Source organism: Paraburkholderia nemoris, from assembly GCF_905221015.1.
GTDB lineage: Bacteria > Pseudomonadota > Gammaproteobacteria > Burkholderiales > Burkholderiaceae > Paraburkholderia > Paraburkholderia nemoris.
Genome location: NZ_CAJNBO010000002.1, coordinates 401,567 through 422,384, shown reverse-complemented (window position 1 = coordinate 422,384; position 20,818 = coordinate 401,567). Strand labels below are relative to the sequence as shown.

The window sequence follows — 20,818 nt, the reverse complement described above, 5'->3', positions numbered from 1 at the left end:
TTGAAAAGCTCAAAAACTCAGAACCGGTGGCGAATGCCGAGCGTCACACCCGTCTGGTTCGGACCGAATGCGGTGTCACTCGTCAAACCGACCGGCGTGTACTGATCGTTGGCATAGCGCGTGGAAGCGGCGTACGCAACGGTTGCGTACACATCGGTTCGCTTCGACAGAATATAGTCCGCACCGAGCACACCCATCAACGAGTTCGATACGTTGTCCGCCTTGTTGCTCTGGTAATACGCGGCGGCCGTCAAGCGGAACGTCGGTGCGATCAGATAGCGCACGCCGCCGAACCACAACGCCGACGACACCGTCTTGCCTTTGGTCGGGTTGAACAGATAGTGCTCGTAGCCGCCCATGACGGTTACGTCGCCAATTTGCTCGCGCGCCGACGCGCTCCAGTTGCGCGACTTGGTCCACATGCCGGTCGAATTGATGGCGCCGTTGCGGTAGTCGTAAGCCACCGCTGCGGCAAAGCTGCCGCTGTCGTAATCGAGCGCGCCGCCGTAGGCCGCGCTGCTTTGAAACGAATCCGCCGTGCCGCCGAAGCTGTAGTCCGCCGTCGCCGTCAAGCCGCCGAAACGGCCCACATACTTGACCGAGTTGTTCACGCGCGCCTTGAACGAGAAGCCGTCCGCGGAGCCGGTGGTCGGCATCCACGTGTACTGCTGGCCGAACACCATCGGGTCGTACTTGATGAGCGTGTCGTACATCGCCGTGTACTGCAAGCCCGCCGACAACGCACCGAAGGCTTCATTCGACACCCCGACCGCCGCAGTCCGGTTGAATAGCACGCCGGCAGTTGCATTGGTGCCGTCATTGCCGTTGAAGCCCGCTTCGAGAATGAAAAATGCCTTATTACCGCCGCCGAGGTCTTCGGTCCCACGAAAACCGAAGCGCGAGTTGCTCAGTCCACCGGAGTTCTCGCGGACTAGCGAGCCACCACTGGCCCCTGCATGGTTGAGGAATTCGATATTCGTATCGATCACCCCGTACAGCGTGACCGATGCCTGAGCATGCGCACTCGCGCAACTCACCACGGTCAATGCGGCCACCGCACATTGCTTTTTCACTATCGTCTCCTGTGGATTTTGTTTTATGTCGCGGGGCGCTCGGGCCTGCTTGCCGTACTTGTCGTACGCAGCGCAGGCCTCGATCGACGCGATGGACGAGATCGTAGGATTGGGCGTGGTAAATGTAAAATACCTGTTTTATGCACCATCCATATCTATACGATATGGCAATCAATCGAACGCAAAACACGACCCAGGAGACAGAACACGATGGAGCTTCGACATTTGCGCTACTTCCTGGCGGTTGCTGAGGAAGGCCAATTCACGCGTGCGGCCGAACGGCTGGCCATGCAACAACCGCCGCTCTCGCAGCAGATTCGAACGCTGGAGGAAGAGATCGGCTTCGAGCTGTTTGTGCGCATGCCGCGCGGCGTAACTTTGACGCCTGCGGGGCAAGCCTTTGCGGAAGACGCGCAACGCTTGCTGCAGGAGCTGCAACAGTCGGTGGACAGGGCGAACCGGATTGCGCGCGGCGAGCTCGGCACGATCTCGATCGGCCTCACCAGTTCGGCGGCGTTCCATCCCTTCACCACCGAGACGATCCGGGCCTTTCGCGCGGTGTGCCCCGAGGTTGCCGTGGAACTTGCCGAACTCAATGCGGCGGAAATTATCGAGCGTTTGGCCGCGGGGCAAATTCAGGCCGCGTTTCTCCGCAAGCCGGTCGATGTACGCGAGGGCGTGGCGTTCGAGTTATTGCTCGACGAACCGATGGTGGTGGTATTGCCGGTTGGGCATCCGTTGCTGAAAGGGGCGGGTAAAAAGAGGCCGCAGGTGTCGTTAAAGGCATTGGCGCACGAGGACTTCATTCTGGTCCGCCGGCCGGGGGCGCCGGGCATGTATGCGGATATCCTGGCAGCATGCAGGCAAGCCGGGTTTGTCCCGCGGATTGCGCGCGAGGTGCCGCGCATGGTGTCGGGGATCAATCTGGTCGCGGCAGGGTTGGGAGTGACGCTGGTGCCGGCGTCGATGCAACGGTACGACCAGGTGGGCACCGTCTATTGCACATTGACGAATCCCGCGAAGTTGAGTGCTCCGCTGCATCTTGCTTACCCTGCGGGACTGCGCAATAGCGCGGCGACCCGCTTTATCGAACTGGTCAAGGAGCGCGTTCACGGCTGAGCGTTCCGGGTGCTTGCGACACAACCGCGGAGGTCGGGCTACAGGAAAGCGCCACCGCGCATGGACGGCCAGACCGACGCCCATAGGCATACAAATTGCATTCCGTCCGTACCGGCTGAAAAAACAAAGCCACTACCGACGCGATCGCTACGCTATGCCCAACCTACCTGCCGCCGCCTCAACGGCCCGCCTTTCCTCGGGGATCGAGGGAATCGACAACATCCTCGGAGGCGGCCTCACCCCCCACCGCATGTACCTTGTCGAAGGCGCGCCCGGCACCGGCAAAACTACCCTTGCGTTGCAATTCTTACTCAAGGGCATTGAGCAGGGCCAGGCGGGGCTGTACATCACACTGTCCGAGACGCGCGCCGAGTTGATCTCGGTCGCGGACAGCCACGGCTGGGACCTCAGCCGCTTCACGATTCTCGAACTGCTGTCCGACGAAGGCCTCGATCCGCAGTACGAGCAGACCGTGCTGCACCCGGCCGAAGTCGAGCTCGGCGAGACCGTGCGCAACGTCATCGAACAGGTCGACGAACTCAAACCCGTGCGCATCGTGCTCGACAGCCTCTCCGAGTTGCGTCTCCTGTCGCAGAACCCGTTGCGCTATCGCCGGCAGATTCTCGCGCTCAAGCGCTATTTCGCCACCCGCGAATGCACGGTGCTGCTGCTCGACGACAACTCGTCGGACCCCGGCGATGTCCAGTTGCATAGCATCGCGCACGGCGTGGTCAGCCTCGACAACCTCGTGCACGACTACGGCGGCAATCGGCGGCGCATGCGCATCGCCAAGATGCGCGGCATGAAGTTCCGCGAGGGCTATCACGACTTCACGCTCGACACCGGCGGCATCCACGTATATCCGCGCCTCGTCGCAGCCGAGCATCACACGCCGTTCGACACCAATGTGCTCAGCACCGGCACGTCCGGCCTCGACGCACTGCTCGGCGGCGGCCTGATCCCCGGCACTAACGCGCTGATGATCGGACCGTCTGGCGTCGGCAAAACCACGACCGTCGTGTCGTGCCTGATCGCCGCGCTCGAACGTGGCGAGCGCTGCGCTTACTACGTGTTCGACGAAACACTCACCACGTTAATGATCCGTTGCGCGACGCTCGGCATGTATCTGGCGCCGCACGTCGAGAGCGGCCTGCTGACCTTGCGCCAGATAGATCCGGCAGAAATCTCGCCCGGCGAATTCGCGAGCGACGTGCGCGACTCGGTGGAAAACAAAGGCGTCAAATACGTCGCCATCGACAGTCTGAATGCCTACCTCCAGGCCATGCCCGGCGAGCGCTATCTCCTTCTGCAGATGCATGAATTGCTCGGCTATCTGAACCAGCAAGGCGTTATCACGATGCTGGTGCTCGGCCAGCACGGCATCATCGGCGAGGTGCAGAACGATCTCGACATCAGCTACTTAAGCGACGTCGTCGTGCTGTTCCGCTACTTCGAACACCATGGCGAAGTGCTGACGGCCGTCACCGCCGTGAAGAGCCGTGCCAACGCGCACGAGCGCTCGATCCGCCAGTTCCGGCTCGGCCGTAACGGCGTGGAAGTCGGTGAGGCCTTGCGCGACTTCGAAGGCGTGCTCTCCGGCCTGCCCTCCTACCGCGGCGGTACAGCCCTGCTCGGCGAGCAGGATCGACTCATCGACACATCGCGGCGGTAACGCCATGGAGCACCGCGTCCTTATCCTGGCGCCGTTCGGCCGCGACGCCGATGTGATTGCCGAAGTCCTGCAGAAGGACGCCCGACTATCCGTTGCTTGCCGCGATGCCGATGCACTCACCGAAGCGCTGGATGCCGGCGCGGGCAGTGCGCTGATCGCCGAAGAAGCCCTCGCGGACGGCCACGCATCGCGCCTGTTCGGTTGGCTCGAGCAGCAACCGGCGTGGTCCGACTTTCCCTTCATTCTGCTCGCTGCCAATCGCGTCGGGCGCCGTTCGGCACGCAGCCTCGAAGTGCTCGAGCGGCTCGGCAACGTGGTGGTGCTCGAGCGTCCGCTGAATTCGGAAACTTTGCGGCGCGCGGTAGGCTCGTCGCTAAGGGCACGCTCGCGGCAGTACGAATCGCGCCGCCATCTGGCCGAACTGATCGAGGCGCAAGAAGCCCTGGTGCAGCTCAACGATTCGCTGGAGAGCCGCATTGCCGGGCGCACGCAGGAGCTTGCGTCCGCCAACAACCGCCTGATGATGGAGATTCACGAGCGCGCCAAAGTGCAGGCCGTACTCGTGCAATCGCAGAAGATGGAGGCGCTCGGGCAGCTCACCGGCGGCATCGCGCACGACTTCAACAATCTGCTGAACGTCATCATGGTGAACTCAGAGTTGATCGCGCGGGTCGGCAGCGACGATCGCATTCGCGCTATGGCCGCCACCGTCAAACGCGCAACCGAGCGCGGCGCGAAACTGACGGGCCAGTTACTGACCTTCTCCCGCAACAGCAACCTCGATCTGAAAGCGGTGGACGTGGTCGCCTTGCTGCAAGGCATGCGCGACATCATCACCGTGTCGCTCGGGTCGAGCATCCGCTACACCAATGAATTCGACGGCGAAGAGATGTGGACCCAGGCCGACGCCAATCAGCTCGAACTGGCCATCCTCAATCTGGCGATCAATGCGCGCGACGCCATGCCGAATGGCGGCCAGTTGGCCATTCACGTGAAGGAGCGAGTCGCTCCCGATGAAACGCTCGGGGACGGCCACTATGTCGTGCTTGAAGTCGTCGACACGGGCTCGGGGGTGCCGCCCGATGTAGTCTCGCGCGTGTTCGATCCATTCTTCACGACCAAGCCGATCGGGAAAGGCACGGGCCTCGGCTTGAGCCAGGTCTACGGCATCGCGCGGCAAGCCGGCGGCACCGCGCGCCTCTTCAGCGAAGAGGGCGCGGGCACCACGGTGGAGATCTGGCTGCCCTTGCGCGAGCGCGTGGCGTCGCAGACCGCGGTGGTCTCCGACGTCGAACAGAACGCAGTGGGCGTGAAACGCGTACTGGTTGTCGAAGACGACGGCGAGGTGCGGGCGATGCTGGTCGAGTGTTTAAGAATGCTCGGCTATACCGTGACCGAAGCCGCAGACGGCCAGGCCGGACTAAACCGGTTGCAGGACGACAAGCCCGACTTGCTCGTGGTCGACTTCGCGATGCCGGGCATGAACGGCATCGACGTGATCGCCGCTGCGCGCAAGATGCGCGAGGACTTGCCGGTGATCCTCGCGACCGGTTACGCGGACGTAGATATTTCGGGTCTCGCCGTCAAGCGCTGCACGATCCTGCGCAAGCCATTCCAGCTCGACGATCTGGCGCGTACCGTCCGGCTCGGCCTCGCAGCCTGAGAAAAAGCCGCAATTGATTGTCACATTACGACTGCAGACTTCCGCGGAGTACATTCCCACAAAAATCCAATTCAATAGTTTGCTAACGAATATCTAGGAAATACAATAGCGGCCATGTCGAATCTCGATAGCTTGCGCCGCACCGTTAGCAGCACCCTGGTCGTCGCTGCCCGAAAATGGCGGCGCACGAGCCATGGCGTGCTCGCGGCCTTTAACGTCTCCGAAGCGTGCGCCACGCCGCTCCTCACCGCCAGCCGGCTCGGCGAAGCGGTGCGGCAGGTCACGCTGGCCGATCACATCGGTATTGAAGGCCCCTCGCTCGTGCGGCTGCTCGATCAATTGTGCGCGGCCGGCCTGATGCGCCGCGACGAAGATCCTGAAGACCGGCGCGCCAAGACCGTGGCGCTCACTGACGAAGGCCGCGCCGTCACCGCAAAAATGGAAGAAGAGTTGAATACGCTGCGGGCGCAAGCTTTGAAAGGTATCTCGCGTAGCGATCTCGAAGCGACCTTGCGGGTGCTGGCTGCTTTCACGGCCGACGCTCCGGCGCCCACCAATCCCCGGGACGCAGAGTAACGGGTTATGGTCTATCCCTCCATCCGCGACTGGCTGTTCTCCGTCAAGACGTTTGCCGCGGCGATGATCGCGCTTTACATCGGTCTCTCGCTCGAACTGCCGCGGCCATACTGGGCGATGGCTACCGTCTACATCGTGTCGAATCCGTTTGTCGGCGCGACCCGCTCCAAGGCGCTTTATCGTGCGCTCGGCACCATGCTGGGCGCGTCGGCCGCGGTGCTGCTGGTGCCGCCGTTCGTCGAATCGCCCTATCTGTTCAGCGTGATCGTCGCGTTGTGGACCGGCACGCTGCTGTATCTGGCGGTGGCCGATCGCACTGCACGCAGCTACGTCTTCATGCTGGCGGCCTACACCATGCCGATCATTGCGTTGCCTTCGGTGACCAATCCCGGCGGCGTGTTCGATCTGGCAATCAGCCGCACCGAGGAGATCCTGCTCGGTATCGTGTGCGCGAGTATTGTCGGCAGTTCGCTGTTTCCTAGCCGGCTCGCCCCCACCATCATCGAGCGCACCGACGCGTGGTTTCGCGACGCCGCGTTCTATGCGACCGAAACGCTGTCCGGGCGCATTGCGGGCTCGGCGATCTCGGGAGCCCGCCAGCGCATTGCGAGCACGATCAACGGGCTGGAGTTGCTGCTGAGCCAGCTTGCCTACGACCACACCCGCCCGGACATCCTGACACGCGCTCACGAGTTGCGCGGGCGCATGCAGTTGCTGCTGCCGATGATGTCGGCGCTGGCCGATCCGCTAATCGCGCTCTACAACTGCGGCCGCCAGACATGGCCGGAAGGCCTCGAAGCATTGCTCAACGACGTCATCAAGTGGTTCAATGCGCCGCTTCCCGCAGTCAGCGGGGGCTATCATCCCGACGAGGCAGCCAACGCTTTGCGCGAGCGCATCGCCGCGATGCAGCCGCCGCCGGCCGCGCTGGCGACCTGGGACAACGCGCTGCTTTCGAACGCGCTATGGCGCCTGAAACAGGTGATCGATATCTGGCAGGACTGCCGCTCGCTGCGCATCATCATCACGCGCGAAGAAGGCTCGTGGCGGCCGCGTTTTCGCCACTGGCGGCTGGGCGGCACCGAACGGTTCTTCGATCGCGGCATCATGCTGTTTTCGACGGTTTCAGCGGGCGCCGCGGTCGTCATCGCGTGCAGTCTGTGGATCAGTTCAGGCTGGGCGGACGGCGCAAATGCGGCGACGCTGGCAGCAGTCGCCTGCTGCTTCTTCGCCGCGTTCGACGAACCCGCCCCAATGGTGTTCAAGTTCTTCGTCGCCACGGCGATCGCCGTGGTGGCCGCCGGTATCTATCTGTTCGCCGTGCTGCCTCACGTGCACGATTTCCCGATGCTGGTCATCCTGTTCGCCGGGCCGTTCATCCTGGTCGGCACGCTGATCCCGCGTCCGCAGTTCAACATGGTGACGGTGCTCGTAGCCGTCAATACCGCTACCTTCATCAGCATTCAGGATGCCTATTCGGCCGACTTTCTGATCTTCCTGAACAGCAATCTCGCGGGCCTTGCCGGCTTGCTGTATGCGTATCTGTGGACTCGCGCGACGCGGCCGTTCGGCGCCGAACTCGCAGCCTCGCGGCTGTTGCGATCGAGCTGGGCCGATGTGGCGTTGACCGCGTCCACCCGGACGATCGAAGACCCGCGCAATCTGGCCGCGCGCATGCTCGACCGCCTGATGCAGCTGATTCCGCGCCTCGCCGCCACGGACGACCACCGCCATCCGTCGATCGAAAGCTTCCGCGATCTGCGTATCGCTTTCAACGCGCTCGATCTGCGCCGCCTGGCCGGCAAGCTCGGCGGCGAAGCGCCGGCTGCGATCGATCACGTCCTCGAAGACGTGTGCGACTACTTCGAATGGTGCATCGACCAGCGCGTGCGCCAACCGGTGCCCGAGAGACTGATGTCGTCGATCGATGCAGCCGTGGCGCGCGTCACCGCACAAGGCCTCGCCAACGCCGGTGCGCCGGGCCCGACCGCGCAAACTTCGGCGCGCCGATTGCGCGAGGCGCTGCACGCGCTGGTCGGCTTGCGTCTTTCGCTGTTTCCGGCCACGCTAATCACACCCACGCCGCCCGAACCGGAGGCCGCTGCCTGATGCGCCCGTCCCGCAACCCCACCCTCTCCTTTGCCCGTTCCCGCGATGATCGGTGAAATCGATATCTTCGGCGTGTTCGTGCCGGCCGTGCTGGTGCTGATGTTGATCGCCTATCTGATCAACCTGGCCATTCGCACGGTGTTCGAACGCGTCGGCTTTTACCGCTTCGTCTGGCATCGCTCCATCTTCGATCTCGGCATCTATGTGCTGGTGCTGGGCCTTGTCGTCGTCGTTTCGCACAGACTAATAACGTGAAAAAAACCTGGTTCTCCGTCGGTCAAATTCTGCTGACCCTGATCGTCGTCGTGGTTGCAGCCTTCGTGCTGTGGAAACTGGTCGCCTATTACATGTTCGCGCCGTGGACTCGCGACGGCCATGTGCGCGCCGACGTGATCCAGGTCGCGCCGGATATCTCGGGGCTGATCTCATCGGTCGAGGTGGTGGACAACCAGCAGGTCAAACAAGGCCAGGTGCTGTTCGTAATCGATCAGGCCCGCTATGCGCTCGCACTGCGCCAGGCGCAGGCCACCGCGCAGCAACGCCGCGCTACGCTCGATCAGGCACGCCGCGAAGACGTGCGTAATCGCCAGCTCGGCAACCTGGTGGCGGCGGAAGTCGCCGAAGAAAGCCGTTCGCGTGTTGAAACGGCGGAAGCCGCGCTCGCCGATGCGAACGTCGCGATCGATACCGCCAAACTGAATTTGCAACGCACCACTATCGTGAGTCCGGTCGACGGCTATCTGAACGACCGCGCGCCGCGCACCGGCGAATTCGTCTCGGCGGGCCGTGCCGTGCTGGCGGTGGTGGATATGCATTCGTTCCGCGTCGACGGTTACTTTGAAGAGACCAAGCTGCGCGGCATCGACATCGGCCAACGGGTCGATATCCAGGTGATGGGCGAGCCGAACGTGCTGCGCGGTCACGTGCAAAGCATCGTCGCGGGGATTGAAGACCGCGACCGCACGCAAGGATCGAATCTGCTGCCGAACGTGAACCCGGCATTCAGCTGGGTGCGCCTCGCGCAACGGATTCCAGTGCGCGTTGCGCTCGACGAGGTGCCTGCCGACTTCCGCATGATCGCCGGACGCACCGCGACGGTGTCGGTGCGCGATCTGTCGCCGACCGGCAAGCAACGTCCGGCTGCGGGTGCTTCGGGTACGGTGGATGCATCGGCGGCTTCGGCCTCGGCTACATCTGCTGTTCCGGCTGCCTCCGCTGCTTCTGCTGCTTCTGCTGCTTCTGCTACGCAACCGGCATCTGCTGCCGTCATATCGGGCGCGTCGCAATGAAGCTGTCGCGCGCCCTTCCCTTATTGCCGCTGCTGCCACTGTTGCCGTTGAGCGTCGCGCTCAACGGCTGCGTGAATGTCGGCCCCGATTACGCGCTGCCGAAGCAGGCGCTGGTCAACGCGCCGCTCGCCAATGCGCCGATCGAAGGCGCCGATGCCAAACTGACCACGCGGCAGAACGTTCCGGTGATCTGGTGGAAGCTCTATGACGATCCGGTGCTGAACAAGCTCGTCGACGAAGCGCTGCAGTCAAATACCGACTTGCGCGTCGCGGCGGCGAACCTCGCGCGTTCGCGTGAGGCGCTGGGTGTCGCGCAGGCTCAAGGCGGCTTCTCCGGCAAGAGTTCGGTGCTGCTCGAACGCGCGCAGGAATCGGCCGAGCAGTACCTGCTTACCGAGAAGCTGCCGGTCGTCAACGAAGGCGACATCGGTATCAGCATCTCGTACGAAATCGATCTGTTCGGCAAGTTGCGGCGTGGTGTCGAAGCGGCGGCGGCGGATACGGAATCCGTGCAGGCTGCCGCCGATCTCGCACGAATCACGGTGGTCGCGGATGTGGTGCGCTCGTACGTCGAGCAATGCTCGGCCGCCGAGGAACTCAGGATCGCGCAGCAATCGCTGGCCTTGCAGAAGGAGCGTGTGGACGTGTCGCGCCGGTTGCGCGACGCCGGCCGCGGCAATCAGCCCGATGTGACGCGCGGGCAGACCCAGGTCGATACGCTGGCGGCGGATATTCCGCGCTACACGGCGCGCCGCCAGATTGCGCAATACCGGCTCGCGGCGCTGCTCGCACGCGCACCGTCCGATTTGCCGCCGGCCGTGCTGGCCTGCAGCGCGCTGCCGCAAATCCGTCAGCCGATTCCGGTCGGCGACGGCGCCGCGCTGCTCAAGCGCCGCCCGGATGTGCGAGAGGCCGAGCGTCAGCTGGCGGCTTCGACGGCGCGTATCGGCGTCGCGACGGGCGCGTTGTATCCGACGGTAAGCATCGGCGCGTCGGCGGGTTTGACGGGGGTTCTGGAGGACCTCGGCACCTCGCCGACGGCACGCTGGGCCTTCGGTCCGCTGATCAGTTGGACCTTCCCCACGAATGGCGCACGGGGCCGTGTGCGTGAAGCGCAAGCGTCGAGCAATGTTGCGTTGGCGAAGTTCGACGGCGTGGTGCTGACCGCGTTACGCGAAACCGAAACCAGCCTTGCGACCTATGCGTCCGACTATGCTCGCGCCGACGCCTTGCGTGCGGCGTTGAAGTCGGCCACCGCGTCGGCGGATGAAACGCATCGGCTGTATCGCGCCGGACGCGAGTCGTTCATTTCGGATCTGGATGCGACCCGCACGCTGACTTCGACGAAGTCTCAGGTGGCGGCAGCGGAGGGGCAGGTGGCGATTGATCAGGTCAATCTGTTCCTCGCGCTGGGTGGTGGGTGGGAGACTGATGCGCAGGCGGCGCCTGGGGCTGCGGTTTCTAACGCCACGAGTCCTGCTGCCGCGGCGCCGGCTAAGGTCACCATGCCGACGGCGGCCACCAAAGCGCCTTGACCTTCCCGCCTCCCCTCATCCGGGTAAATCACTATTATTGACAAGCTTTCTTTTACCTTTCAATTCAGGTTAAATACGAGCCTCAACACCACACGTTACGGGGTCACGTATGTCGCAATTCATGCAAGGCGCAGCCACGCTGGGCGGTTGTATCGGCGTTTTCACGGTAGTGGTCGCGGTCGTGGAGATGCTGGCGAACTGAGCCCACGGGGCTCGTAATCGGCTCACCCAGGCGTCTCTGCCTGCGGTGATGCCGGCCTTAAGCGGGCCGCCGTTTCGCAGCCGCCTGGTGAATCGCCGCCCTTACCCTCGGATACGTGCCGCAACGGCACACGATGTTGGACATCGCCGCGTCGATGTCCGCGTCAGTGGGATTGGGCTTCTGCTTGAGCAGCGCGCAGGCCGCCATCAACTGCGCGCTCTGACAATAACCGCACTGCACCACGTCGAGATCGATCCACGCCGCTTTTAGCGCCTGCGCTTCGGCGCCCTGTACGCCTTCGATCGTCGTGATCTTCTGCGAGTGCAAGCTCGACATCGGTGTCTGGCAGGCAAGGCCCGCCTTGCCGTCAAGGTGGATCGTGCACGCGCCGCAAATGCCCACGCCGCAGCCGAACTTGGTGCCGGTCATGCCGAGGTCGCAGCGCAGCACCCACAGAAGCGGCATATCCGGTTCGGCTTGCACAGCAACCGCGCGGCCGTTGATATTTAGCGATCCCATGTTTTCTCCGTCAATCTGAAGCGTTTCACGCAACCCGCAACGGCAACGCGCGCAAGCGCTGACCGGTCAGTGCGAATACCGCGTTGGCCACCGCCGGCGCAACCGGCGGCACGCCCGGTTCGCCGACGCCCTGGGGGTGCATCTGGCTTGGCATGATGTCGACTTCGATCACCGGACAGTCGTTCATCCGCACGACCGGGAAATCGACGAAGTTTTTCTGCGCCACCTGACCGCCGACGATGGTGATTTCGTCCTGCAATGCCGTCGAGAGGCCGAATACGATGCCGCCCTCCATCTGCTGACGAATCAGGTTTGGGTTCACCGGCAGTCCACAGTCAATCACGCAGACCACCCGATGCACGCGAATCTGTTTGTTCGCACCGACCGATACCTCTGCAACTTGCGCGACGACACTGCCAAACGCTTCGTGCAGCGCGACGCCGCGCGCCCGCTTTGTGCCATCGGCGGCACGCGGCATGGGATGTCCCCAATCCGATAAAGCTGCAACGCGCCTCAACACAGCCAGATGGCGCGGATGCTGCGTGAGCAGCGCCGCGCGAAACGCAATCGGGTCCCGACCGGCGGCTGCGGCGAGTTCGTCGGTAAAACCCTCGGTGAAAAACGCCTGATGGGAGTGGCCGACCGAGCGCCAGAATCCAATCGGGATCGGTAACTCGACGATCTTGTGCGCCACGCGCGCGGCGGGCCATTCGTAGGGCTGATCGAACGCGCCTTCGCAAGTGGTCTTGTCGATGGGAATGCGCGGCACGCCGTAGTAACGCGCAAGCGATTCCGGCACGATCGCCTGACTCACGGACGTGGCATACCACGCGACGAGTTTGCCGTCTTTGTCCAGACCGGCCTTCAGGCGCGACACGCATGCCGGACGATAGAAATCGTGGGTGAAATCCTCCGCCCGCGACCAGATTGTTTGAACCGGACGGCCACCGCCCTCGCGCGCAATCGCCGCTGCTTGCGCGATGAAATCGAGTTCGAGACGACGCCCGAACGCGCCGCCGAGCAGTTGCGTTTGCACATCGACCTTGTCGGCGTCGATGTCCAGCACTTTCGCGACATGCTGCCGCGCGAGCGCCGGCATTTGCGTCGAGACCCAAACGGTGGCCGCGCCATCCGCAACCTGCACCGTGCAATTCACCGGTTCGACCGCGCCATGCGCGAGATACGGTGCGTGGTACTCGGCGCTGATCGTGCGCGCCGCCGCGCTCAATGCGGCGTCGACGTCACCACGGTGGTAGTAGGCGTGACCGTCGCTGTCGTCCAGCGCTTGCGCGAGCTGGGTGTCCACACTCGCACTCGACAGCGTGGCTGCGGGGCCGTCATTCCACACGACGTTGATCGCACTGACCGCGTTCATCGCGCGGAACGGATTGTCGGCGATGACCGCGACGCCGCCGCTGCCACCGGCGTAGGGCTTCAGCGAAAACGCCTTGATGAAGCCGGGCATGGTCTTGGCGGGCGAAGCGTCGAAATGCGCCACCGTACCGCCCAGCGTGGGGCACATCACCACGCTTGCGTAGATGAGACCATCGGGCAGCGCGTCAATGCCGAAGCGCGCCGTGCCGTTGATTTTCGACGCGGCTTCGATACGCCGCATCGGTTTGCCGATCAGTTTGAACTCAGCAGGATCTTTCAGAGCGACCTTGCGTGGCAGCGGTTGCTGCGCGGCCATCGCGGACAGTTCGCCGAAGCTCGCCTTGTGGCCTGCTGCGTGCAGTACATAGCCGCTTTCCGTGCGGCATTCTCCTGGCGCCACCTTCCATTGCGCGGCCGCCGCACCGATCAGCATCGCACGCGCCGAGGCGCCGGCTTCACGCATCGGCGTCCATAGGTCGTTCATGCTCGATGAACCACCCGTCATCATCGTGCCGGCGTCGCGCACCAACTTACGGGTCATCCAGACCGTCGCGCGCTTGACGGTGCTGTCGTCGTCCGGGCGAAACGGCAGATCGTCGACGATGTTCTGCACGCTGTTGTAGATCTTGTCGATTGGCGAGTTCTCCACTCGAACCTGCGACCAGTCTGCGTCGAGTTCTTCGGCCAGCACCATCGCAAGACCAGTGTGGATGCCCTGGCCCATTTCCGCTTTGCACACCACGATCGTCACGGTGTTGTCCGCGGCGATTTTGACCCAGCCGTTGAGCGCGACCTGGTTGCCTTCCGTCGGCAACGGCGTGGAGGGAGTCAGACGCTGCCCCGGCGGCAGCACCGACCAGCCGACCAGCAGCACGCCGAGCGCGCCGGCGCCGCCTAGCAGGAAGGTTCTGCGCTTTAACATCGTATGGCTCGATCAGCTTGCACGGTGGCGGGGACGCTGTGAAAGCGCGGGCTGGCGCGGGAGTTTGTTTCGTCGGAACAGTAGTAAGACGGAAGAGTGGGTGGGGGACTGAAAGCTAAAGGGTTTCAGCCGAGCTACACCGTGCTGGCGGATGCCCTTCGAGGAAAGGGCGGATGCAAGCCGTGTGTCAGTTCATTAAATGTTATTCGTCGCGTTGTGGCACGCTGCAGCGCAACTGGCTTGAACGGCGGAAAAATACGAGAGGTGGCGGATTTTTACTTTCACCCGCCCTCCCGAATCATCTCAATCAACGCCCGCAACCCCGCCGGCACATGACGTCGCCCGGGATAGTAAAGGCACAGCCCATCAAACGCCGGCGTCCAATCGTCCAGCACACGCTGCAGCGTGCCCGCTTCCAGATCCGCCGCCACGTTCCATTCGGTCATATACGCCAGTCCGAAGCCCTCGCGGGCTGCCTCCATGATGAGCAGTGGCTCATCGAGCGTCAGCATGCCCTGCACATCCACGCTGATTGCCTCGCCGCGTCGCTCGAACTCCCAGTGATAAATACGGCCGCTCGGCATGCGCATGCGAATACAACGGTGTGCACGCAGGTCGTCCGGCTTGCGCGGCTTCGGATTTTCGGCGAAATAGGCGGGACTCCCGACGACCGCAAAACGCTGCGGCCGGTTGAACGGCACCGCGATCATTTCCTGCGGCACAATCTCAGCCAACCGAATGCCGGCATCAAAGCCCTCTACCACGATGTCGATCATGCGCCCCTCGGTGACGAGATCCAGTTTCATCTCCGGATAACGCCGTAGGTATTCCAGCAGCAAGGGCATCACCTGGCGCGCCGCGCCCGTCGACGTATTGATCCGCAGCGTGCCCGCCGGTGTGTCGCGAAAGCTGCCGGCCTGCTCGATGGCGACGCGAATGGTCGACAACGCTGGCGCCACACTGTCGACGAATTGCGCGCCCGCTTCGGACAAGGACACGCTGCGCGTGGTCCGATTAAAGAGCCGCACGCCGATGCGCGCCTCCAACGCTGCAATCGCATGGCTCAGCGCCGATGTCGACACGCCAAGTTCCGTGGCCGCTGCGCGGAAGCTGCGATGACGCGCCACCGCAAGCACGCCTTCCAGTTCGCTCAAACCGGGCGTCTTCATTATCCCATCCTGCTCAACGAATCATCCTTGATTATATGGCTAGTCGGCTTAATCGATTGAGCCTATCTTTGAGGCAACAACTTCCTGGGTAGGAGCTTTCATGCAGCAAATCGACAAGGTTTATATCGACGGCGCGTTCGTCACCCCGCACGGCGAGGAGTGGTTCGATCTTCACAACCCGGCTAAGGAAACGGTGATCGGCAAGGTGCGTCTGGCCGACGCGGAAGACGCCCGCCGCGCGATCGCGGCCGCCAAGCGCGCCTTTCCGGCGTTTTCCCGCACCAGCAAGGAAGAGCGGATCGCGCTGCTCGAACGCATGCACGCCGCGGTTCAAGCGAGAGAAGACGAGCTGTATGAAGCAATCGTGGAGGAATACGGTGCACCGGTGTCACGCGCACGCTGGATGGCGAAATATCCAGCGGACGTCCTGGCGGAAGTCGTCAAGGTCTTGCGGCCCTATGATTTCACGCGACGCGCCGGCACGGCCGACGTCGTCATGCAACCGCTCGGCGTCGCCGGACTGATTACGCCCTGGAATAGCAACGGCGGCTTTATCTGCGGGAAGCTGGCTGCGGCAATTGCAGCGGGCTGCACGGCCGTGATCAAGCCGAGTGAAATGAGCGCGATCCAGACACGCATCATCACCGAGGCGCTGCACGAAGCCGGCTTGCCCGCGGGCGTGTTCAATATCGTCACGGGCCGGGGCGACACGGTGGGGGCGAAAATTAGCGCGCATCCGGACGTGGCGAAGATTTCCTTTACCGGATCGACGGCTGTCGGCAAGACAATCCTGCGCACCGGCGCGGAGACATTGAAACGCGTCACGTTGGAGTTGGGCGGCAAATCGCCGGTGGTCATACTCGACGACGCCGATTTCGCGGAAGCGGTGCCGTTGGCGCTCCAGGCAGGGTTCATGAACAGCGGTCAGGCGTGTATCGCCGGTACGCGGATTCTCGTGCCGCAGAGCCGCCTTGCGGAATTCGAAGAGCGGGTGAGCGTTGAAGTCGCTCGCACGCAAGCCGGCGATCCGCGCGATCCGGCTACGCAGATCGGCCCGATGGTCAGCCGCAAGCAGTGGGAGCGCGTGCAACGCTATATCGGCATTGGCATCGAAGAAGGCGCGCGATTGATTGCCGGTGGCGAGGGCCGGCCGGAAGGCGTGGAGCACGGCTGGTTCGTGCGCCCGACCGTATTTAGCGGCGTTAGCAACGACATGACGATTGCCCGCGAGGAGATTTTTGGGCCGGTGCTGTCGATCATTGCGTATCGCGATACCGAGGAAGCGATCGCAATCGCCAATGACACTAGCTACGGGCTGCAAGCGTACGTACTCTCAGCCGATGCAGCGCGGGCTCGCGAAGTCGCCACTCGTATCGACGCAGGGCGTGTACTGATCAACACGTTGGCACACGAACCGGCAGCACCGTTCGGCGGTTTCAAGCAATCGGGCATTGGGCGGGAATATGGCACGTTCGGCTTGGAAGCCTTCATGGAGCCTAAGTCGTTGCTCGGCGTGAACTAACGCGTTTGATCGCTCAGCAGGCGGTGCGTCGTCATTTGCATGACGCACCGCCTGCTGTTTCACCGCCGGTTCGATCCCGACACCACATCGATCCACACAGCCAGCACGAGAATGCTGCCCTTCACAATCATCTGCCAGTACGCGTCGACATCCAGCATCGACATGCCGTTGTCCAGACTCGCCATCACCAGCGCACCGATCAGCGCACCGTAGACCGTTCCGGAACCGCCGCGCATCGATGTCCCGCCGATAAAGCACGCGGCGATCGCGTCGAGCTCACCCATCGATCCCGCCGACGGTGAGCCGGCCGCGAGTCGCGCCGTATTGACGATCCCCGCGAACGCGCACATCAGTCCCATCAGGGCAAAGATGGCCAGCTTCACGCGGTTGGTATTCACGCCGGAGAGCCGCGTCGCTTCCAGGTTGGACCCCACCGCGTAGATACGCCGCCCGAAAACGGTCTGCGTCGCGATCCACGTGAAAATACCCAGCAGCGCGAGCAGCAGCAGAACCGGCACAGGAATGCCGCCATAGCGATCGAGCGTGGCAACAAACGCGGCCAGAATCACGCCCGCCCCGACCACTTTCGCGACGTCCTGCCAGATCGGCACCACCCGCAACTTATAACGCTCGCGGTTGCTTCGTTGTCGCACGGTCAGAAAGGCCAGTACGACAAACAGCACGACGGCCAGCGTATCGCCAGCAAGACGCGGCAAATACCCCTGACCGACAAACACGAAACCATCAGAAACCGGCGCAATCGTCGAACCACCAGTAACGCCAAGCAGAATGCCGCGATACGCCAGCATGCCACCCAGCCCAACAATAAACGAAGGCACACGCCGGTACGTCGACCACCATCCGTTGAACATACCGACAAGCACGCCAAGCAGCATCACCACAGGCACCGTGACACCAATTGGCCAATGCCGATTCACATCGAGAATCGCCGCGACACCGCCGAGCAAACCCAGCAACGACCCGACCGACAGATCAATCTCGCCCGCGATGATCACGAACACCATGCCGCACGCGAGCATGCCGGTAATCGACATCTGCCGCAGCAGGTTCGACAGATTGCGCGGCGTCACGAATGCGCCGTGCGTCAGCAAGGAGAAGAAAAGCCAGATCACGGCTACCGCGATCAGCAACGCGAGAATCTTGTAACGCGCGAACAGTTGCTGAATACGCTGCGGGCCACCGAATGCGCCTCGCGACGCAGCGCCGTCGGCGGGTTGGGAAGTGACGTCGGGAGTCATGCGGCACTCGCTTCGGTTGGTACGGTCGGGTTGAGGGATCGCTGCACAGGACGGATGGCGGCGCTAAGAATGTCCTCTTGCGTGAGACCATCGTTGACGAAATCGCCGCGCAATTCGCCTTCGCCGATAACTAGCACGCGATCGCTGATACCGAGCACTTCAGGCAATTCGGACGACACCATCACGATCGACATGCCACGCTGTGCCAGTTGAAAAATCAGTTTGTAGATTTCGAACTTCGCGCCGACGTCGACACCTCGCGTCGGTTCGTCGAGGATCAGTACCTTCGGGTCCGTCAGCAGCATGCGCGTCAACACGGCCTTTTGCTGATTGCCGCCCGACAGACTCGCAATCGAGAGCATCGGATGCGCCGCGCGCACTGAAAGCCGCTTCATCTCCGTGTGAATCGTGTCGAGTTCGGCGGCTGAATCAATGCGACCACCCTTCGCGAAACGTTGCAACACCGCAAGCGTGATGTTGTGACCGACGCTCAGACCCGGCACGATGCCGTGGCGCTTTCGATCTTCCGGCACCATGCCGATACCTGCGCGAATCGCATCGACAGGGGCGCGAATTTTCAACGGCTTGCCATCCATCACCACCGTCGCCTCGCTCACACCGGGATACGCACCGAAGATCGCCTGCATCAGTTCCGTACGCCCCGCGCCAACCAAACCGGCAACGCCGAGAATCTCGCCACGCCGCAGCGCAAACGATACATCGTTCACGCGCTTTCGGCGCGGATTGTTGACGTCAAAGCAGGTCACGTGGCGCGCTTCGAAGATCACGTCGCCAATCGGGTGCGGTTCACGCGGAAACAAGTTCTTGATTTCGCGGCCCACCATCAGGGAGATGATCCGGTCGGTTGTCAGCGCGCGCATAGGTTCGGTCGCGACGTGACGGCCGTCGCGAATCACGCTGATTGTGTCGCACACGGCTGCTACTTCGTCGAGCTTGTGCGAGATGTAGACACAGGCGACGCCGCGCCGCTTCAGATCGCGCACGATATCCAGCAGGATGTGTATCTCCGTAGCCGTCAGCGACGACGACGGCTCATCGAGGATCAACAGCTTCGCGCGCTTGTTCAGCGCCTTAGCGATCTCGATCAACTGCTGGTGGCCGCCACCGTAATTCATCACCGGTTGCGCGGAGTTGATTCCGCTTATGCCGAGTTCGCGCAGCAGTTCGTCGGCGCGCTGATACATCGCGGCGTAATTCATTCTGCCGCCAGGCAGCGTAATTTCGTTGCCGAGAAAGATGTTCTCCGCGACCGAGAGCTCAGGCACCAGCATCAACTCCTGGTGGATGATGATGATGCCCGCGCGTTCCGTGTCCCTTATGCTCGCGGCCTTCAGCGGCTCGCCTTCCCAGGTGATTTCGCCATCCCACGTGCCGTGGGGATAGACGCCGGACAGCACTTTCATCAGCGTCGATTTGCCCGCGCCGTTCTCGCCGCACAAGCCTACGCACTCGCCTGGCGCCACCGTCAGGTCGATGCCGTCGAGCGCCTTCACGCCGGAAAACGCTTTGACGATGCCGCGCATCGTCAGTAATGGTTCACTCATTCGCTATGCCTCGCTGCAGGGCGCGCGGTCGCGCCGATGTGCCTGACGCACGCCAGGCACATCGGCTTGAACTACGCACACGTTACGCTCATTGGCTCGCGAGCTGGGCCTGGGTGTAGAAGCCGTCCTTGACGACCACATCAACGTTGCTCTTGGTGAGCAACGTGGGTTGCAGAAGCACCGTGTCGACCTTCTTCTTGCCGTTGTCGTACTGTGCATTAAAGGCCGGCTTCTCGCCCTTCGCAAGCGCGACGGAGAGTTTCGCCGCTTCGCCTGCAATCAGCTTCAGCGGTTTGTACACGGTCATCGTCTGCGTGCCGGCGATTACGCGTTTCACAGCGGCCAGATCAGCGTCTTGTCCCGACACCGGCACCTTGCCTGCCATGTGCTGCGCAGCCAGTGCCTGGATCGCGCCGCCTGCGGTGCCATCGTTCGAAGCGACGATTGCGTCGATCTTGTTGTTGTTCGCCGTGAGCGCATCTTCAACGATACGCAGCGCCGTCGACGCACTCCATTCCGGTACCCATTGCTGACCGACGATCTTGATGTCGCCCTTGTCGATTGCGGGCTTCAACACCTTGAGCTGGCCTTCACGCAGCATCTTGGCATTGTTGTCGGTCGGCGCGCCGCCGAGCATAAAGTAGTTGCCCTTCGGCTGCGCGTTGAAGACACCTTGTGCTTGCAGCTCGCCGACCTTCTCGTTGTCGAACGAGATATAGGCATCCACGTCGGCGTCGAGAATCAGGCGGTCGTACGAGACGACCTTGATGCCGGCTTTCTTGGCTTCGGCAACCACGTTGCCCAGTGTCTTCGAATTGAACGGCACGATCACGATCACGTCGACCCCGCGCGAGATCAGGTTTTCAATCTGCGAAATCTGCCGCTCTTCGCTCGCATCGGCGGATTGCACCGATACTTTTGCGCCGAGCTTTTCTGCCGCTGCAACGAAGTAGTCACGATCGCGCGACCAGCGTTCGACGCGCAGATCATCGATACAGAAGCCAATTTCCGGGTGGTCCTTGCTTGCATGCGCGAGCGGCGCGACAAGCGACAGGCTGGCGAGCATCGCTCCACACACGAGCGAACTCAGTACGGTACGACGCGTTGCGAATTTCATGTCTCACTCCTTGTTCTGATAGCCGGAATACCGGATTGGACGGTCTGCGCTGCGAGCCGCAGAACCGGACAAGCGACAACCCAAAGCTTCTTTTATTCGCGCGGTCAACGTGGCCGCGCGGTTTTTATGTCTT

General features: G+C 62.6%; 16 protein-coding genes. 9 read left to right on the top strand and 7 right to left on the bottom strand.

The genetic code is table 11. The annotated features are described in order from the left end of the window. Positions 1-17 precede the first annotated feature (17 nt). Positions 18-1,073 (bottom strand): porin, encoded by a 1,056-nt coding sequence (locus KHO33_RS04510; protein ID WP_200561547.1) that lies wholly within the window; start codon positions 1,071-1,073, stop codon positions 18-20. 210 nt (positions 1,074-1,283) lie between these two features. Between KHO33_RS04510 and KHO33_RS04505 the strand changes: the two genes are divergently transcribed. The 8 genes from KHO33_RS04505 (at position 1,284) to KHO33_RS04470 (ending at position 11,036) form a co-directional block, all read left to right on the top strand. Continuing rightward, positions 1,284-2,192 carry a LysR family transcriptional regulator gene (locus KHO33_RS04505; RefSeq protein WP_093635111.1) on the top strand — a complete coding sequence of 303 codons (909 nt, stop codon included), beginning with the start codon at positions 1,284-1,286 and terminating at the stop codon, positions 2,190-2,192. A 154-nt stretch (positions 2,193-2,346) separates the two neighbouring features. Continuing rightward, positions 2,347-3,864 carry an ATPase domain-containing protein gene (locus tag KHO33_RS04500; protein ID WP_200561545.1) on the top strand — a complete coding sequence of 506 codons (1,518 nt, stop codon included), beginning with the start codon at positions 2,347-2,349 and terminating at the stop codon, positions 3,862-3,864. 4 nt (positions 3,865-3,868) lie between these two features. Further along, the gene (locus KHO33_RS04495; RefSeq protein WP_200561543.1) at positions 3,869-5,527 is read left to right on the top strand and encodes an ATP-binding protein; all 1,659 of its coding nucleotides are present in this window, start codon (positions 3,869-3,871) and stop codon (positions 5,525-5,527) included. 114 nt (positions 5,528-5,641) lie between these two features. Then, a complete protein-coding gene (locus KHO33_RS04490; protein WP_054040151.1) occupies positions 5,642-6,103 on the top strand; it encodes a MarR family winged helix-turn-helix transcriptional regulator in 462 nt (153 codons plus the stop codon). Positions 6,104-6,109: 6 nt separating this feature from the next. Beyond that, complete coding sequence (locus KHO33_RS04485; RefSeq protein WP_200561542.1) at positions 6,110-8,212, top strand: FUSC family protein; 2,103 nt, start codon at positions 6,110-6,112, stop codon at positions 8,210-8,212. Positions 8,213-8,257: 45 nt separating this feature from the next. Then, positions 8,258-8,467 (top strand): DUF1656 domain-containing protein, encoded by a 210-nt coding sequence (locus tag KHO33_RS04480; RefSeq protein WP_054040146.1) that lies wholly within the window; start codon positions 8,258-8,260, stop codon positions 8,465-8,467. Beyond that, the gene (locus KHO33_RS04475; RefSeq protein ID WP_200561540.1) at positions 8,464-9,501 is read left to right on the top strand and encodes an efflux RND transporter periplasmic adaptor subunit; all 1,038 of its coding nucleotides are present in this window, start codon (positions 8,464-8,466) and stop codon (positions 9,499-9,501) included. The genes KHO33_RS04480 and KHO33_RS04475 overlap by 4 nt, the downstream gene beginning before the upstream one ends. Beyond that, positions 9,498-11,036: an efflux transporter outer membrane subunit gene (locus tag KHO33_RS04470; protein WP_200561538.1), complete on the top strand. Its 1,539-nt coding sequence runs from the start codon at positions 9,498-9,500 to the stop codon at positions 11,034-11,036. The genes KHO33_RS04475 and KHO33_RS04470 overlap by 4 nt, the downstream gene beginning before the upstream one ends. 259 nt (positions 11,037-11,295) lie before the next feature. Here KHO33_RS04470 and KHO33_RS04465 read toward each other — a convergent pair whose 3' ends face one another. The 3 genes from KHO33_RS04465 to KHO33_RS04455 all read right to left on the bottom strand — a co-directional run bounded on the left by KHO33_RS04465 (position 11,296) and on the right by KHO33_RS04455 (position 15,222). Further along, positions 11,296-11,757 (bottom strand): (2Fe-2S)-binding protein, encoded by a 462-nt coding sequence (locus KHO33_RS04465; RefSeq protein WP_115778595.1) that lies wholly within the window; start codon positions 11,755-11,757, stop codon positions 11,296-11,298. 25 nt (positions 11,758-11,782) lie between these two features. Next, positions 11,783-14,053, bottom strand: a complete 2,271-nt coding sequence (locus KHO33_RS04460) for a xanthine dehydrogenase family protein molybdopterin-binding subunit (protein WP_200561536.1) — start codon at positions 14,051-14,053, stop codon at positions 11,783-11,785. A 281-nt stretch (positions 14,054-14,334) separates the two neighbouring features. Next, positions 14,335-15,222 (bottom strand): LysR family transcriptional regulator, encoded by an 888-nt coding sequence (locus KHO33_RS04455; RefSeq protein WP_200561534.1) that lies wholly within the window; start codon positions 15,220-15,222, stop codon positions 14,335-14,337. A 100-nt stretch (positions 15,223-15,322) separates the two neighbouring features. Between KHO33_RS04455 and KHO33_RS04450 the strand changes: the two genes are divergently transcribed. Beyond that, on the top strand, positions 15,323-16,744 hold the full coding sequence (locus KHO33_RS04450; protein WP_200561532.1) for an aldehyde dehydrogenase family protein: 1,422 nt from the start codon (positions 15,323-15,325) through the stop codon (positions 16,742-16,744). 59 nt (positions 16,745-16,803) lie between these two features. Here KHO33_RS04450 and KHO33_RS04445 read toward each other — a convergent pair whose 3' ends face one another. The 3 genes from KHO33_RS04445 to xylF all read right to left on the bottom strand — a co-directional run bounded on the left by KHO33_RS04445 (position 16,804) and on the right by xylF (position 20,685). Then, a complete protein-coding gene (locus tag KHO33_RS04445) occupies positions 16,804-18,003 on the bottom strand; it encodes a sugar ABC transporter permease (RefSeq protein ID WP_054040136.1) in 1,200 nt (399 codons plus the stop codon). Beyond that, positions 18,000-19,568, bottom strand: a complete 1,569-nt coding sequence (gene xylG, locus KHO33_RS04440) for a D-xylose ABC transporter ATP-binding protein (RefSeq protein ID WP_200561530.1) — start codon at positions 19,566-19,568, stop codon at positions 18,000-18,002. The genes KHO33_RS04445 and xylG overlap by 4 nt, the downstream gene beginning before the upstream one ends. 88 nt (positions 19,569-19,656) lie before the next feature. Continuing rightward, positions 19,657-20,685, bottom strand: a complete 1,029-nt coding sequence (xylF, locus tag KHO33_RS04435) for a D-xylose ABC transporter substrate-binding protein (protein WP_054040132.1) — start codon at positions 20,683-20,685, stop codon at positions 19,657-19,659. Positions 20,686-20,818: the final 133 nt, after the last annotated feature.